Annotated in this window: 16 protein-coding genes; 8 read left to right on the top strand and 8 right to left on the bottom strand. The window is 39.4% G+C overall.

The genetic code is table 11. From position 1 onward, the window contains the following. From AAFN64_RS01710 to trmB, 3 genes are read right to left on the bottom strand one after another with little or no spacing between them, the layout of a single operon-like run. Window positions 1–333: an MGMT family protein gene (locus AAFN64_RS01710; RefSeq protein WP_300490627.1), complete on the bottom strand. Its 333-nt coding sequence runs from the start codon at window positions 331–333 to the stop codon at window positions 1–3. After that, window positions 333–959, bottom strand: coding sequence for a LysE family transporter (locus AAFN64_RS01705; RefSeq protein ID WP_300490630.1), 627 nt, complete (start codon window positions 957–959; stop codon window positions 333–335). The genes AAFN64_RS01710 and AAFN64_RS01705 overlap by 1 nt, the downstream gene beginning before the upstream one ends. A gap of 12 nt (window positions 960–971) precedes the next feature. After that, window positions 972–1,646 (bottom strand): tRNA (guanosine(46)-N7)-methyltransferase TrmB, encoded by a 675-nt coding sequence (gene trmB, locus AAFN64_RS01700; RefSeq protein WP_300490633.1) that lies wholly within the window; start codon window positions 1,644–1,646, stop codon window positions 972–974. A gap of 238 nt (window positions 1,647–1,884) precedes the next feature. On the opposite strand from trmB, the gene AAFN64_RS01695 reads away from it, so the two are divergent. Further along, window positions 1,885–2,961: a glycosyltransferase gene (locus AAFN64_RS01695; protein ID WP_300490635.1), complete on the top strand. Its 1,077-nt coding sequence runs from the start codon at window positions 1,885–1,887 to the stop codon at window positions 2,959–2,961. Here the strand turns inward: AAFN64_RS01695 and AAFN64_RS01690 are convergent. Beyond that, window positions 2,926–3,969 carry an ATP-binding protein gene (locus AAFN64_RS01690; protein ID WP_300490637.1) on the bottom strand — a complete coding sequence of 348 codons (1,044 nt, stop codon included), beginning with the start codon at window positions 3,967–3,969 and terminating at the stop codon, window positions 2,926–2,928. The two genes, AAFN64_RS01695 and AAFN64_RS01690, sit on opposite strands and share 36 nt — an antisense overlap. Beyond that, the gene (locus AAFN64_RS01685; RefSeq protein WP_300490640.1) at window positions 3,970–4,653 is read right to left on the bottom strand and encodes a response regulator transcription factor; all 684 of its coding nucleotides are present in this window, start codon (window positions 4,651–4,653) and stop codon (window positions 3,970–3,972) included. 196 nt (window positions 4,654–4,849) lie between these two features. Here AAFN64_RS01685 and AAFN64_RS01680 point away from each other — a divergent pair, with 196 nt between their 5' ends. The 6 genes from AAFN64_RS01680 (at window position 4,850) to AAFN64_RS01655 (ending at window position 12,562) form a co-directional block, all read left to right on the top strand. Next, window positions 4,850–7,600 carry a TonB-dependent receptor gene (locus AAFN64_RS01680; RefSeq protein ID WP_347759078.1) on the top strand — a complete coding sequence of 917 codons (2,751 nt, stop codon included), beginning with the start codon at window positions 4,850–4,852 and terminating at the stop codon, window positions 7,598–7,600. A 197-nt stretch (window positions 7,601–7,797) separates the two neighbouring features. Further along, complete coding sequence (locus AAFN64_RS01675; RefSeq protein WP_347759077.1) at window positions 7,798–8,976, top strand: hypothetical protein; 1,179 nt, start codon at window positions 7,798–7,800, stop codon at window positions 8,974–8,976. 114 nt (window positions 8,977–9,090) lie between these two features. Next, window positions 9,091–9,417 carry a T9SS type A sorting domain-containing protein gene (locus AAFN64_RS01670; RefSeq protein WP_300490648.1) on the top strand — a complete coding sequence of 109 codons (327 nt, stop codon included), beginning with the start codon at window positions 9,091–9,093 and terminating at the stop codon, window positions 9,415–9,417. Window positions 9,418–9,528: 111 nt separating this feature from the next. Further along, the gene (locus tag AAFN64_RS01665; RefSeq protein ID WP_347759076.1) at window positions 9,529–10,530 is read left to right on the top strand and encodes a T9SS type A sorting domain-containing protein; all 1,002 of its coding nucleotides are present in this window, start codon (window positions 9,529–9,531) and stop codon (window positions 10,528–10,530) included. Between the two features lie 136 nt (window positions 10,531–10,666). Next, window positions 10,667–11,497 carry a T9SS type A sorting domain-containing protein gene (locus AAFN64_RS01660; protein ID WP_347759075.1) on the top strand — a complete coding sequence of 277 codons (831 nt, stop codon included), beginning with the start codon at window positions 10,667–10,669 and terminating at the stop codon, window positions 11,495–11,497. An 84-nt stretch (window positions 11,498–11,581) separates the two neighbouring features. After that, a complete protein-coding gene (locus AAFN64_RS01655; RefSeq protein WP_347759074.1) occupies window positions 11,582–12,562 on the top strand; it encodes an acyl transferase in 981 nt (326 codons plus the stop codon). A gap of 31 nt (window positions 12,563–12,593) precedes the next feature. On the opposite strand, the gene tyrS is transcribed toward AAFN64_RS01655, so the two are convergent. Then, a complete protein-coding gene (gene tyrS, locus AAFN64_RS01650; protein WP_347759073.1) occupies window positions 12,594–13,886 on the bottom strand; it encodes a tyrosine--tRNA ligase in 1,293 nt (430 codons plus the stop codon). A gap of 123 nt (window positions 13,887–14,009) precedes the next feature. Here tyrS and AAFN64_RS01645 point away from each other — a divergent pair, with 123 nt between their 5' ends. Beyond that, window positions 14,010–15,023 (top strand): NAD-dependent epimerase/dehydratase family protein, encoded by a 1,014-nt coding sequence (locus AAFN64_RS01645; RefSeq protein WP_347759072.1) that lies wholly within the window; start codon window positions 14,010–14,012, stop codon window positions 15,021–15,023. Here AAFN64_RS01645 and AAFN64_RS01640 read toward each other — a convergent pair. Both AAFN64_RS01640 and AAFN64_RS01635 read right to left on the bottom strand, forming a co-directional pair. Further along, window positions 15,001–15,378, bottom strand: a complete 378-nt coding sequence (locus AAFN64_RS01640; protein WP_347759071.1) for a DUF4296 domain-containing protein — start codon at window positions 15,376–15,378, stop codon at window positions 15,001–15,003. The genes AAFN64_RS01645 and AAFN64_RS01640 overlap by 23 nt on opposite strands. A gap of 4 nt (window positions 15,379–15,382) precedes the next feature. After that, window positions 15,383–16,723, bottom strand: a complete 1,341-nt coding sequence (locus tag AAFN64_RS01635) for a dihydroorotase (RefSeq protein WP_300491020.1) — start codon at window positions 16,721–16,723, stop codon at window positions 15,383–15,385. Window positions 16,724–16,726 lie beyond the last annotated feature (3 nt).

The raw sequence follows: 16,726 nt of genomic DNA, 5'->3' as shown, positions 1-16,726 counted from the left end.
TTACAATTGTATTTCCGGTTGCCAGAATAGTTTTTCGAAGTGCACCACCTGATTGTTTTTCACTTTAACACCTTCGCTTTCGAGTAGTTGTTGCATCAGATTGGTTCCGTCGAAATGGTGTTTACCGGTGAGCATTCCCACGCGATTTACCACACGATGTGCCGGAACATCGTCTTTTCCGTGTGCTGCATTCATCGCCCAGCCGACCATACGTGCCGAACGCGCCGCGCCCAGGGTTTTGGCAATCGCACCATAGGAAGTCACTCTTCCGTACGGAATTTGACGTGCCACTTCGTACACCCGTTCGAAGAAATTTTCATTTTCGGCTTTCATTATCCCAAATAATTATTGATCAACTTAATTAAGGTGACGACAGAAACCAGTCCGGTTATGGATCCGATAATATAATTGATATTGGTAATTAGAAAGGACGGTTTTTCGCCTTCTTTTTTCTTAAAAAACAGGATATAAAGGTAAAACACCAGAAACGATCCGATAACGGCTCCCAATACAAACAGGGAAATATAGGATTGGTTAAAAAAGAAATATCCGTTTCGCGATAGCCATACGCTGATAAAGACATAATACGGAATCGGAAAAAGATTGAGTGCCGACAGTAGCATTCCCAAAAAGAAACGACTGGTTTTGCTTTTCATTTTAAGCTCTTCCTTGGGTTTCTTCGGTTTGTTGGCAATCGTAAAAAAATAGAGTGTTAACAATACAAAAATCACAAGACCAACTTCCTGTAACAGGTTGATGATTTCCGGATTACGATCGATAAATTTTGCAAACAATACCGCCAGATAGGTTTGAAAAAGTACGGTAAACGTAGCGCCCAATGCAAACATCAGGGCTTTATTTCTGCCATCCCGCACACTTAGTTTTGCAGCCGTCATATTGAGCAGACCGGGTGGTGTGATCCCAATCGAAGCCACTGTAAAACCAAGTATGAGGGGCATGAAATAATTCATCTATTTTATTTTGAATTGGATATAAGTTATCGCTTTATTTTGTTCTAAATATTGTTGTTCGTAAAACGTCTGAATGGCAGTTACCACTTCCGGCGCTCCTTCGTTTTTGTAAACATTATGATTGGCATACAACACTTCGTGGCCTTCGCCATGTAATAATCCCAACGTATAACCGTGCATAAATTCGCTATCGGTTTTCAGGTTCATGATCCCGTCTTTTTTCAGGATTTTTTTATAGCGTTGTAAGAATTCCGAGTTCGTCATACGGTGCTTTGTACGCTTGTATTTGATTTGCGGATCCGGGAATGTAATCCAGATTTCGTCTACTTCTGATTCTGCGAATACATATTCCAGCAATTCAATCTGCGTTCGTATAAAGGCTACATTCGACAAACCGTTTTCTACAGCTGTTTTTGCTCCCCGCCAAAATCGTGCCCCTTTTATATCAATCCCGATAAAATTTTTATCAGGGTAACGCGTAGCCAATCCAACGGAGTATTCCCCTTTTCCACATCCCAATTCCAACACCAACGGGTTATCATTTTTAAAAACCTCCTGTTTCCATTTGCCTTTAAACGGAAAAGTATCCGATACCACCTCTTCCCGAGTTGGCTGAAATACGTTCCCAAATGTCTCGTTCTCCTTAAATCTTTTTAATTTATTTTTACTTCCCACGACTAAACTTAAAATTTTGGTAAAATTACGGAAATATCCAAGAACTAAAATAGTTTTACTTTGCAGTTATTAAATAAGTTATCAAAAACGATCTTATTTATATCCGGATAACCGGATTGGTTTACGCTTCCCGTTATGCATCGCAGGTTTTTATAAAGACCTGTTATTTCAGGGGTTGATTTGTGTCTTTTGGATTGCCCGCGGGGTAAAATGAAAAACTTTTGGAATATTTAGTACAATGCATAAAGAACGAAAAAAAAGAATTTTAGTCGCTCCATTAAATTGGGGCCTTGGGCATGCCACGCGTTGCATCCCGGTTATTGAGGCTTTGGAAAATCACGGATTTCAGCCGGTGATTGCTTCCGATGGTGTTGCGTTGTCGCTTTTAGAAAAAGAATTTCCGCACCTGCAAGCCTTACAACTTCCTTCTTATAAAATCCAGTATGCTCAAAACGGAGCTAATTTTAAATGGAAAATGATCAGTCAGATTCCGAATATGTACCGCGCCATGCGGGACGAACGGAAAATGGTAGAACGTTGGATTCAGGAAGAGGCAATCGACGGGATTATTTCCGACAACCGACTGGGTGTTTTTTCTTCCAAAGTTCCTTCGGTTTTTATCACACATCAATTGAATGTTTTAACCGGAAACACTTCCTGGATTACGACTAAAATCCACCATCAGTTTATCCGAAAATACAGAGAATGCTGGGTTCCGGATATCGCCGGAAGTCCGAATCTTTCCGGGAAACTGGGGCATACGGAAACACCGGTAACCAATGTAAAATATATTGGCCCGTTAAGTCGTTTGCACAAAAAGACCGTCGAGCCCTTATATGATCTGATGGTTATTCTGTCTGGACCGGAACCGCAACGGACATTACTGGAAGACAAATTAAAACTGGAACTGAAATATTTTGAAGGTAAAATCCTTTTTGTCCGTGGTGTAATCGAAGAAGAACAAACCATCTCGCGACGTCTGAATTTTACCTGCTATAATTTTATGAATACCGAAGAACTGGAAATGGCCTTTAACCAGAGTAAAATGGTGTTGAGTCGTTCCGGATATACGACTATCATGGATTTGGCACATTTGGGCAAAAAAGCCTTTTTTATCCCAACTCCAGGTCAATATGAGCAGGAATACCTGGCTAAAAAATTAAAGAAAAAAGGACTGGTTCCATATTCCCGACAGGAGGAATTTAAAGTTGGCGATTTGAATCAGGTGGACTTGTACAAAGGACTTAAGAACATCACTCAGGAAATCACCTGGCGTCAGTTATTTTGTCTTTTCGAGCGTAAAGGAAAACTCTGATCCGACACCGATTTTACTTTCCACATAAATACGTTCGTCGTGCGCTTCGATAATATGTTTTACGATGGCCAATCCCAAACCGGAACCACCTTCGGAGCGCGCACCACTTTTGTCCACACGGAAAAATCGTTCGAATAATCGGGAAATAAACTGCTTTTGAATTCCTTCCCCATTATCGGTTACGCGAATTATCACTTTGTTATTGACCAAATCCTCGATACTGATTTCGGTTGTTCCGTTTTCTTTTCCGTATTTGATGGAATTTTCGACAAGATTGGTCACCACCTGCTGGATACGTTCTTTATCGGCAAAAACCTTTACCGGCTTGCTGTATTTCCGATCAAACATCAACATAATGTTTTTCTGATCGGCACGCATTTCCAGAAGATCCAAAACATTCTGAATGACATCGACAATATTGAATTCGGTAAACTCCAGATTTAGATCGCCGGTTTCGAGTTTGGTGATCATATCCAGATCTTTTACGATATAGATCAATCGTTCGACACCTTTTTCGGCGCGTTGCAGGTATTTTTTGCGGATGGTTTTATCGTTCATCGCCCCGTCCAGTAAGGTAAGCAGATAGCCCTGAACGGTGAACAACGGTGTTTTTAATTCGTGAGAAACATTCCCCAGGAACTCCCGACGGTATTCCTCACGAATTTTTAAAGTTTCAATTTCTATTTTTTTGTCTTTTGCAAATTTCTGTACTTCGTTCATCAGTGTTGCCATATCGGTTGTAACCGGCTGACTTCTGAGTGTGGTTGAATCCAGCAACGACACGTCGTCGTAGATTTTTTTAACCCGGCGGTAGATAAAGCGCTCTACGCGGTATTGCAGTACGAAAAAGGAAAAAAAGTAAACGCCTAAAGCAAAAACAATACAGAATTTATAGTTTAGTTCGTAAAACCAATACGTCAATCCTGCGATTAATAAGGTGGAAAAAAGGGTAATATAGAGCGCAGATTTGACTGCAAATCTGTATGATTTTTTAAAGCTTATGGACATTTATATTTCTAATTTGTAACCGACTCCTTTGATGGTTTTAAATAGATCGTCTCCGATTTTTTCTCTTAGTTTTCGGATATGAACGTCAATTGTTCGTCCGCCAACCACTACTTCGTTACCCCATACTTTATCGAGAATTTCTTCCCTTTTAAATACTTTTCCAGGTTTGGAAGCCAAAAGGTAGAACAATTCAAATTCTTTACGCGGCAGGATAATTTCTTCTCCTTCTTTTACAATTTTGTATTCTTCGCGGTTGATTTCGATTTCACCTACCCGTAATACATCACCTTGTTGCTCTTCTTCTTTTAAGCGACGCAATAAGGCTTTAACCTTACTCACCAGAACTTTCGGTTTAATCGGTTTGGCGATGTAATCGTCGGCTCCGGCATCGAACCCTGCCACTTGTGAATAATCTTCACTTCTTGCGGTCAGGAATGTTATGATCACATTGGCCAGTTCCGGGATTTTACGGATGTTTTCGCACGCTTCCATCCCATCCATTTCGGGCATCATCACATCCATAATGATCAACTGTGGCATTTCTTTTTTAGCTTTTAAAATGGCCTCTTTACCATTGCTTGCCGTTACGATCTGATAACCTTCCTGTGATAGATTATATCCTACGATTTCGAGGATATCCTGCTCATCATCAACCAATAAAATCTTAATGTCTTTTTTCTTCATAATGGACACTCTATGTGTGTTTTCGGGTTGTAAAGGTAAAGATAATACAAAACGATTATATGTGTTAACGATTATTTAATCTGTTAACGATTTCGTAATACATTCCCAACAAAACGATAACAGGTTACTAACTTCAGGTTAACTTCGAAAGGGTTCCTTTGCGCAAAATTTAATACAACACGTAAACAACAACACAATGAAAATTAAGTTATTACTAACAACATTATTGTTCACAGTCTTCGCCTTTGCTCAAAAAGGAACTGTTAAAGGTACGATAACAGACAAGGAGATGAACAATGAGCCACTTCCTTTTGCCAGCGTAACGATTAAAGGTACAACAATTGGCGCAAATACCGACGAAAAAGGAACATTTAGTTTGAGTGTTCCGGAAGGAAACCATATTCTAATGATTGCTTTTTTAGGATACCAAACCGTAGAAGTGCCTTTTAAAATTGCTTCGGGCGAAACGAAGACAATTGATAAAGCTCTTGGTACTGCCGGTGTACAGTTGGAAGATGTAGTTTTAAAAATCGAAACCAACCGTCAGAAAGAAAGTGCGCTTTTAGTAGAACAGAAAAAAGCCATCGAAATAAAACAAAGTATCGGAGCACAGGAACTTTCCCGTAAAGGAGTGAGCGACGTGGCTACTGCAGTTACCAAAACTACCGGTATTACCAAACAGGAAGGTACCGGAAACATTTATGTAAGAGGTTTGGGTGACCGTTACAATTCGACTACGATGAACGGCCTACCTATTCCTTCGAACGATCCGGAAAAGAAAAACATCCGATTGGATATTTTCCCAACCGATATCGTAGAATATGTATCGATTGACAAAGTATATAATGGAAAAACATCGGGCGATTTTGCCGGAGGTAACGTTGATATCGTTTCCAAAGATTATAAAGGCAAAGGATTTTTGCGTCTGGACATCGGTTCCAACGCCAACACAAATGCTTTGGCCGAAGACAACTTCCGTCTTGCAAAAGGCCCAAACAGTTTTGGTTTTAGCAATCCGGCTAACCCTAAAACGATCTCCACTTACGATTTCAACACCTTACAATTTGAAGGAAAAACTCCGGTAGCCGGTTCTTTTGGAATCTCAGGAGGTAAATCATTCGACATCGGTTCGGAAAGCAAATTGAGTATTTTCGCCACCGGATCATTCGGAAACGAATACACCTCAAAACGCGACGGTAGCGCTAAAGGTAGCGTAAACGGTGACGGAAGTTTGGTTAACAGAAACTTCAAGACCTTCTCTTCTATGGGTTACACCACCAACACAACTGGTTTGGTAAACGTAGGTTATAAAATCAACAACAATCACAAAGTAAGTTTCAACTCTTTATTTATCAACACATCCAGCCAGGTTAAAGACGAGTATTTCGGTTATATCGCCGATCTTGCCGACGCTGGTAACGGATTGATTCGCCGTTCGGAATATGTAAAAAACACTTTATTCGTAAACCAATTATTAGGCGAGCACACTATTAGTGATCGTTCCAAATTCAATTGGGGTGTTGCACAAAACAACATCACTGGAGATACTCCTGACAGGATGTACAACACATTACGAAAAAACGATACCGGTTACACCATCATCAGTCAGTCAAAACCGGACAACCACCGTTATTTCCAACGATTAAAAGAATACGAAACAGTTGCTACCGCTTCCGTTGATTACAAATTCAATAAAACCAGCGATGGTGATTTTAAAGGAAAATTCACAGCAGGTTATAACGGTCGTTTTAAAAACAGAGACTTCAAAGCAACGCAGTTCAACTTTAAAACGTTTGGTCCTTACACTACAACTATCGTAGATCCTGAAAACCTGGATATGTTTTATAACCAACAAAATCTAAACAATGGTTATTTTGAAATCAGTACGTTTGTTGGTAATGCCGAAATCGCGAACGCACTTGATCCGCAAAAATATACCGGAGAACAAATCATCCACGGTGGTTATTTAAACACCGAATATAAATTCAGCACTAAATTAACAGCTGTTTTAGGTTTACGCGCTGAATATATCTCACAAAAAGTTGACTGGAAAACACAGTTGGATCCAGTTGGAGACAAAGATGAATTCAAAAAAACAACGTTCCTTCCAAACTTGATCATGAAATATGAGCTAAACGAAAAACAAAACCTTCGTTTGGGAATGAGCAAAACCTACACTTTACCACAGTTTAAAGAAAGAGCTTTATTTATCTATGAAGATGTAACAGAAGTAAAAGTAGGTAACCCGGATTTATATCCTTCCGATAACTACAATTTAGACTTGAAATGGGAAATGTTCCCTAAAAGCGAAGAGTTGATTTCCTTTACCGCTTTCGGAAAATATATCTTAAATCCAATTAACGAAGTAACAATCGCTTCTTCTACAAACGATATTTCATTTGTAAACACAGGAGATCGCGGTTATGTTGCCGGAGCCGAAGCAGAATTCCGTAAATTAATCTTCCAATCGGGTGAAAACAACAGTAAAAAATTAACGGCCGGAATCAACGCTTCTTATATGTATACCACTCAGGACTTAAACGGTCCAAAAGTAGACAAAGAGACTCGTTACAATGTTGACTTTACAAAATCGAAAAGTGCCTTTACCGGAGCATCGCCTTTATTGTTAAATGCAGACGTATCGTTCTTTAAAGAATGGAACAACAAAGAATCGAACATCTCCACTACTTTAGCCTACTCGTATTTCTCGGATCGTATCTATGCTTTAGGAACAAACTTACGTGGTGATCAGGTAGACAAAGCTGTAGGAACTTTAGATTTTATTGTAAAATCAAAAATCAATAAAAACTTAGGTATCGGACTAATGGCTAAAAACATTTTAAATCCTAAAATCGAACGTGTACAGGAAAACAACAATGGCGACGTTACGTTGTTAACGTATACTAAAGGAATGAATCTGAGTTTCAATGTGAACTATCAGTTTTAATACAACATCAAAACACACCTGAAGGAGCGAATTATCGCTCCTTCTTTTTTGAAGTAAAGTTGACTTAACAAACGAAACATTTACTTAATAATTACTTCTTTATATGTTAATCCAACCGTGACAATGGCTTAACCCGCTTTTCAAAAAAACGAAGCACTTTTGCATCAAACATAACTAAAAAATTATTCAGAAAAAAAATGAAAAAATCAATCGTAAAATTATTTGTGATTTTCGCAGTAACAGCTGGAACTTTAGCAAGTTGTTCATCATCTGACGAGAGCACACCAAGCGGACCTTCTTCTTCTTTCGTAGCTAATGCAAACGATTTTAAAGGTGTTATCAACGACGGTGTAGTAACTTTAGTTGCCGGAGCAACTTACAAGCTTACTGGAAAAATCCAAGTAAATAGCGGTGCTACTTTAACAATTCCTGCTGGAACAAGAATTGAAGGTACTGGAGGAACATCTGCTTATATCGCAGTAGCACAAGGTGGTAAAATCAACATTTTAGGAACAGCTGCAAACCCTGTAGTTATGACTAGTGGTTTGACAACTAAAAATGCTGGTGACTGGGGAGGTTTAGTAATTTGTGGAAAAGCACCTATCAACAGAGGAACGGTTACTGCACAATCAGAAGTTGCTGATTTAACATACGGTGGTACTGTTGCAAATGATAATTCTGGTGTAATCCAATATTTAAGAGTTGAATATTCTGGTGCTGCTTTCAACACTGAAAAAGAATTCAATGGTATTTCTTTCTTCGGAGTTGGTAACGGAACTGTAGTTGAAAACGTAGAAGTGTACCACGGTGCTGATGACGGATTCGAATTCTTCGGTGGAACAGTAAACACTTCAAACTTAATCTCTATCGGAAACGAGGATGATCAATTTGACTGGACTGAAGGATGGAACGGTACTAACACAAACTGGTATGGTAAACTTGCTTTCGGAAAAGGAAACAGAGGTATTGAGGCTGATAACTATGAGTTCAACTTTGACGCTAACCCGGTTTCTAACCCAACGATCACTAACTTGACATTAATCGGACCTGGTAGTTCTGCTGACGCAACTGCTTACCCTGAAAACCAAGCTTTAAAATTAAGAAGAGGTACTAAAGGTATGTTCAATAACGTAGTTCTAAAAGATTTCAAAGTTGGATATGACGTAGAGCACGATCAAACAATCTCTTTCGTAGGTACTACTTTAAAAGGAACTAACACGAAATTCGAAGGAATCGGATCGAACGCAAAAGGTAAGAAAACTGACGGTAGCGCAATTGACGTAGCCGGAGTATTCACCGAGTCTGCTACTGCAACAGGAGCTGGAAACGGAACTGCTGCTCCAAGCTGGGCAACCGGATGGACTGTAGGATTCTAATCAAAATATAATTATAGTCTTTTTCAGAAAAATATCTCTCTTTTAACAAGAGGGATATTTTTTTTGGCATAAATTTTGAACTTTTTTTTATATCTTTATGCCATATTTACACCTATGAAGAAAAATTACTTTTATATTATTTTAGTTGCCTTTTTTCTGTTTTCCGCCAATTTATTTGCGCAGGAATCAAAAGGTTCTTCGGGTACGACTATCGAAGGTCTGAATATTTATCCAAACCCAACCAATGGAGACAAGATATACATCACTTCCAAATCAGCACAAGATAAGGAAGTTGAGATTTTTGACGTGTTAGGTAAGCGCATTTTACAAGCTACTTTAAACTCAAAAGAACTAAACATAGCCAATTTAAATACGGGTGTTTACATCATCAAAATCAAAGAAGGCGAAGCTTCCGCAACAAGAAAGCTTATTATCAAATAGTTAACAAAGGGTTATTTCTTACATTTAACCATAATTTTACATTAAAAGTTTTCATTTATCGCGAAATACTTCTTAACTTTGTTGTCCACTTTTTAAAAAACAATTCAAAACATGAAAAAACTTTACATTTTATCATTAGCGCTTTTTACATCGGCAGCTTCATTCGCTCAGTTTGTATATGAGCCATTCAACTTCTCTGGTGCAGCTACATCAAACGGATGGACTAGCCATGGTGGTACTGCAGGACAAATCACAACATTATCAGGAAGTTTAACATATCCAGGTTTAGCTGCTTCAGTAGGAAACAAAATTTCCATCATTGCCGCAAACACTGAAGATATGAATAAAGCTACTACTTCTGCAATTACAGGTGCTGCTTATTATTCAACAATCATCAATGTACAGAACACGACTTCTATGCACGCTAACACTGCTACAGGAGATTATTTCTTCTCTTGTACTTCAGTAGCTTCATCAAGTACAACTGCTTTCCAAGGACGTTTATATATTCGTCAAGGAGCAACTGCTAACACAGTAAACTTAGGTGTTTTAAATAATAGTGGTGGTACTGCAGCTCCAACATATTCTGCTACTGATTACCCTATCAACACGCCTATTTTTATCGTTATTAAATACGACATCGCTGCTAACAGCGCTAGCCTTTGGGTAAACCCTACTCCAGGTGCTGCTCAACCAGCTGCTACCGTTACTAACGCTACAGGAACAACTGCAGCTCCAACTAACATCAATGGTTTAATTATCAGACAAGCTGGAAACGCTACTAACAGTACAGGAAATGTTGAATTAGACGAAATGAGAATCGGTACTACTTGGGCTCAGGTTACTCCTCAAGCTACAGCTAGTTTAGCAGACAACGCTATCGCTGGTTTAAAAGTATACCCTAACCCGGTATCTGGAAACAACTTCTATATCTCATCTGATGCTTCTGCTGTAAAATCAGTTGCTGTATATGATGTATTAGGAAAACAAGTAATCAACACTCAAGTTGAAAACGAAGCAGCTATCAACGTTTCTAACTTAAACGCTGGTGTTTATATCGTTAAAATTACTGAAGAAGGAAAAACTGCTACTAGAAAATTAGTTATCAAATAATTTTCCTTTACAATATATAGAAAAGCGTCAACAATGTTGACGCTTTTTTTATGTCCTAATCTCAAAACTTAAACTACCCTTTACTTTAAGATGATCAAAAGCCAACATCAGGTTACTATCTTGCCAACAAAAAACCATGAGACAAATTTACCTGGCTTTATTTAGCATCGCATTGAGCGTAACCGCTAACGCCCAAACGAACTTAATTCCAAACGGGAATTTTGAAACCTGGACCAACAACACAACTCCAAACGGATTTTCATCCGTAAACACCGAAACTTTTTCGGCAAACAATTTTATTACACGCGAAACCAGCATCTTTAAAAGTGGTGCATCTGCTGTAAAACATCAATCACAAGACGACACACAAACGGTAAGCCCAGACAACCTGACTCCGGTTACTCCAGGAAACAACTATACTATTTCTTACTGGTTTCTGGATAACGATACCAAAGCACGTAGCCGCGCCTGGCATTCCTGGGTTAACATTTCCAATGGAAACGAATCGGAATTAACCGACCATAGAGATGTATTACACCCAACAACCTATTCCAGCAATAGCGCACAATGGGTACAGGTAAGCTTTACCCTAACTGCTCCGGCCAATGCCACGCATTTCCGCTTCCAGGCTCGTACTTACAGACAATCGGCAACCAGCGTTGGTGGTTTTATTTACTATGATGATTTTTCAATCGTAAACAACACCACAATGGGACTAACTGATCACCAGATCGACGGTTTAAAGCTATATCCAAACCCTGCCGGAACTAACGACAACCTATATATTACTTCCGTTTCAGGCGCCGACAAGACAATTGAGATTTACGACATTCTTGGTAAACAGGTTCAAAATCTAAAATCCGAAAACAATAACCCGATTCAACTTTCCAATCTGAATACCGGAATCTATCTTTTAAAAATTACAGAAGAAGGAAAAACCGCAACTCAAAAATTGATCATCAAATAACAGCCTCCATATTCTTAACCTTATCCGGCACCAACATTCGTTGGTGCTTTTTTATTTTGTATTTTTGCTCAAAAAGTTATACTCTTGATCACTTCTGCCGATATCTTTCAGATTGCCTCTAAAAAGGAATTTGAAAAAACCACGCTCAAAGTTTTTCGCCATCAGTTCGACAACAACAGTGTCTATCGGGATTTTTGTACCCTTTTAAAAAAGGACAAAACCAATGTCAAACAAATACAAGACATTCCGTTTTTACCGATTCAGTTTTTTAAAAGTCACGAGGTTCTAAGTAGCACCGATCCGGTTCAGACTACCTTTACAAGCAGCGGAACAACCGGAATGAGTACAAGTCGGCATCTGGTAACCGATTTGCAGTATTACGAAGAAAGTTTCCGACTAGGTTTTTCGCAATTCTACGGCAATATTGAAGGTTATGTTGTTTTAGCACTTTTACCCTCCTATCTGGAACGCGAAGGCTCATCCCTTATCTATATGTTCGAAGATCTTATAGAACGCTCTAACCAACCCGATAGCGGCTTTTACCTGAACAATTATGACGAACTGACAACCAAGTTGATCAAACTCGATAACGAAGGTCAGAACGTAATCTTGATTGGCGTTACCTACGCCCTATTGGATCTGATCGAAATGCAATCGTTCGATCTAAAAAACACGATCATCATGGAAACCGGCGGAATGAAAGGTCGCCGAAAAGAGATTATCCGCGAAGAATTGCACGACATTTTATGCAACGGTTTTGGCGTTTCTAAAATCCACTCCGAATATGGAATGACCGAATTGCTTTCGCAAGCGTATTCGTTAGGCGATGGCGTTTTCGAATGCCCGCCCTGGATGGATATTCTGATTCGCGATACGGAAGATGCATTGTCTTATATCGAAACCGGCAAAACCGGCGGTATTAATGTGATCGACCTGGCCAACATCAACTCTTGTTCGTTTATTGCCACACAGGATTTAGGCAAAAAATACGCAAACCATTCTTTTGAAGTACTCGGACGATTTGACAATTCCGATATACGGGGTTGCAATCTGATGGTTTTATAAAATAAAAAAGGGAGTTTAAAACTCCCTTTTTTTATACAGCACGAATCACAAAATAATTCTTTTTCCCTCTTTGCAACAGCACAAACTGTCCGTTGATCAGGTCTTTACTTGTGATTTGGTAGTCTTCGGTTACTTTTTCTTTGTTCACAGCAATCGAGTTTTCTTTTAAAGCCCGACGCGCTTCGCTATTGGAAGCCAAAAATCCGGATTTACCCGATAACGCTTCGATAATACCCACTCCGGATTCGATTTCCGATTGCGGTATTTCGGCTTGTGGCACACCTTCAAAAACTCCCAAAAACGTTTTGGCATCCAAATCTTTCAGATCCTCCGATGTGGAGTTTCCAAACAAAATATTCGACGCTTTGATCGCATTTTCCAAATCGGCTTTAGAATGTACCATAATGGTAATTTCTTCCGCCAGACGTTTTTGTAATGCACGTAAATCCGGCTCACCTCTATGTTGCTCGATCAAGCCTTCAATTTCCTCTTTTGATAAAAAGGTAAAGATCTTAATATATTTTTCTGCATCCGTATCGGACGTGTTCAACCAGTATTGGTAAAATTTATATGGCGACGTTCTTTCGGCATCCAGCCAAATGTTTCCTCCTTCGGATTTACCAAATTTGGTTCCGTCGGCTTTTGTAATTAACGGACACGTTAGCGCATACGCTTTTCCACTCTCTTTTCGGCGCACCAATTCTGTTCCGGTGGTAATATTACCCCATTGGTCACTTCCTCCCATTTGAAGCGTACAATTTTTCGCTTTGTACAAATGTAAAAAGTCATACCCCTGAACCAACTGATACGTAAATTCGGTAAAAGACATTCCTTCAGCCGATTCCGATGAAAGCCGTTTTTTTACGGAGTCTTTAGCCATCATGTAGTTTACAGTAATGTGTTTTCCTACATCACGGATAAAATCCAAAAACGAGAATTCTTTCATCCAGTCATAGTTATTCACTAATTCTGCTGCATTTGGCGCATCTGAGGTAAAATCCAGAAAACGGGCTAACTGCGCCTTGATCGCATTCTGATTGTGTCGTAATGTGGTTTCATCCAACAGGTTTCGTTCGTTCGATTTACCCGACGGATCTCCGATCATTCCAGTCGCACCGCCAACCAACGCCAAAGGCTTGTGTCCGCTTAACTGAAAATGTTTCAGCATCATTACGCCTACCAAATGTCCAATATGCAATGAATCCGCTGTTGGGTCAATTCCCACATACGCTACCCGCATCTGCTCCAACAAATGTTCTTCCGTGCCTGGCATAACGTCGTGGAGCATTCCTCTCCAAGTCACTTCTTCAATAAAATTCTTCATTTTTTTTCAATTTGCACAAAGATAGTCGAATTAAAGCATTTGAAACACCCTGTTTTTTGACAATTTTTTATTTTAAAATATTTCTTACTTTTATCCGTGACGATAATTAGTACATTTGCAACTATGATACTTGTTACAGGCGGAACCGGATTAGTGGGAGCTTATCTTCTTTTGGAATTACTTCGAAAAGGAGAAAGTGTTCGTGCCATTTTCCGTACGGAAGCCAATATTGCGACAACCCGAAGACTTTTCGAGACACACCAACAACTGGAATCCTTTGATCGAATCGAATGGTTTCAAGCGGACATTACCGATATCCCAAGACTGGAAAAAGCCTTTAAGGATGTCGACTATGTATACCATTGTGCCGCGTTGATTTCGTTCGATCCGAAAGACGAAGAAAATCTACGAAAAACAAATATCGAAGGAACAGCGAATATCGTTAATTGCGCCATTGCCTTTAACGTAAAAAAACTGTGTTATGTGAGCTCCATTGCTGCATTAGGTGATGCACCGGAAGGTCAATCGGTTATTACCGAAGAAACCGACTGGAATCCGGAAAAACTTCATGGTGATTATGCCATTACCAAGTTTGGTGCCGAAATGGAAGTTTGGCGCGCCTCACAGGAAGGATTGGATGTTGTGGTTGTAAATCCCGGAATTATTTTTGGCAGTGGATTTTGGAACAATGGTAGCGGACAGATTTTTAAACAAATCGCTTCCGGCTTCCCGTTTTATTCCAAAGGATTAACCGGTATTATCGCCGTGGAAGATGTCGTAAAAATTATGATCACACTAATGAACAGCTCCGTTTCAAGAGAACGTTTTACATTGGTAGCCGAAAATCTTTCCTTAGAAAAAATCCTATTCGCAATTGCCGACGGTATGTCTAAAAAAAGACCTTCGTTTTATGCCGGCCCATTTGCCACCGCGATTGCCTGGCGATTGGATTGGTTGTTTTCGACCGTTTTTTTCCGAAAAAGAAGTTTTACCAAAGCAACGGCCAAATCGGCACATTCCCGTGAAACATTTAGCCCAAAAAAAATAGCCCAACAACTGGACTATTCCTTTACTCCTATGGAGTCGTATCTTTCTGATTTAGCGAAACGTTATATTACTGATCATCGACAGGCTTAACTCCTGTTGTTTTTTCAATTTCCACACCGGCTACTTCTCGCTGCTCTTGCAAATTATCGATTACTTTTGAATATAACTTTTTATACCCTTCCACATCGGAAGCATAGTATTTATTGCTCGTTTCAATTACCTTGGCATTGACTTTATATTTATTAAAAATAAAATCGTTTAACTTCACATTATTGGTTGTTAGTTTCTGTGGATCATAACCGTCTATTGCCTGATAAATGGCTATATCCGTTAATATTTCCACCATCTTATCTTCCGGAATCAAATTCGCTGGTTTTTCCATTATCTGTTTATCACAGGCAACAACAACACTCAGCAAACCAATAAGTAATACGATCTTTTTCATACTTTTATCTATCAAATAACAAACGTTCGCCACAACGGATGTCTTTTACTTTTGAATTTACATAAACCAACTGTCCGTTTACCAACGTATGGGTAATTCTCGATTTAAAATTAGCTCCTTCAAACGGCGACCAACCACATTTATATAGTATATTTTCTTTTTTAACCGTCCACGGTTGTCCGGCATTTACCAGAACCAAATCGGCATAATACCCTTCACGGATAAATCCTCTTTTTTCAATTTTAAAGATTTTTGCCGGATTATGCGCCATTTTTTCAACAATCTTTTCCAGTGAAATCTTCCCCTGATGATAGGCTTCAAACATCGCCACAACAGCATGCTGTACTAATGGCCCTCCGGACGGAGCACTGGTATACGGATTTTGTTTTTCCTCAAGCGTATGAGGCGCATGGTCGGTTGCAATTACATCAATACGATCGTCCAGCAACGCTTTCCATAACTCATCGCGATCTTTTGCTGTTTTTACCGCCGGATTCCATTTAATCAGATTTCCTTTTTTCTCATAATCGGCATCTGTAAACCATAAATGATGTACACATACTTCAGCCGTGATCTTTTTATCTTCCAATGGAATCTTATTGGTAAACAATTCCGTTTCCTTAGCCGTCGACACGTGGAAGATATGCAAACGCGCGCCAGTTTTTTTCGCCAGCTCAATTGCTTTTGACGACGAAATATAGCACGCTTCCTCGCTACGGATCAGGTGATGGAATTTTACCGGAATATCATCCCCGTATTCTTCTTTATATTTTTCAAGATTGGCTTTAATCGTTCCTTCGTCTTCACAATGAACGGCAATCAACAATGGCGTACTTAAAAAGATTTTTTCTAACGTCTCTTCATTATCCACCAACATATTTCCGGTAGATGATCCTAAAAACAATTTAATTCCCGCTACATTTCTGGGATTCGTTTTCAGAATTTCTTCCAGATTGTCGTTGGTTCCACCCATCATAAACGAATAATTCGCATACGAAGTTTCAGCAGCAATCTGATATTTTTGTTCTAATAATTCCTGAGTTACTGCATTCGGAACCGTATTGGGCTGTTCAATAAACGAGGTTATTCCTCCCGCTACCGCAGCTCTGGATTCGGATGCAATATTGCCTTTATGCGTCAATCCCGGTTCGCGAAAATGCACCTGATCATCGATCGCACCCGGAATAAGATAGTTTCCTTCTGCATCTATAATAATACAGTCGGAAGATTTCGGGCTGATACTCGCTGCAACCTCCTTGATATATTTATCTTCAACCAGCACATCTCCTTCAAAGATAACTCCTTCATTAACAATCTTCGCATTCTTTATCAATATCTTGCTCATCGT

The organism is Flavobacterium sp. CAU 1735 (genome assembly GCF_039888695.1).
Classification (GTDB): Bacteria; Bacteroidota; Bacteroidia; order Flavobacteriales; family Flavobacteriaceae; genus Flavobacterium.
The sequence above is the reverse complement of the archived record's forward strand: the minus strand, read 5'-3'. Positions and strand labels throughout refer to the sequence as shown.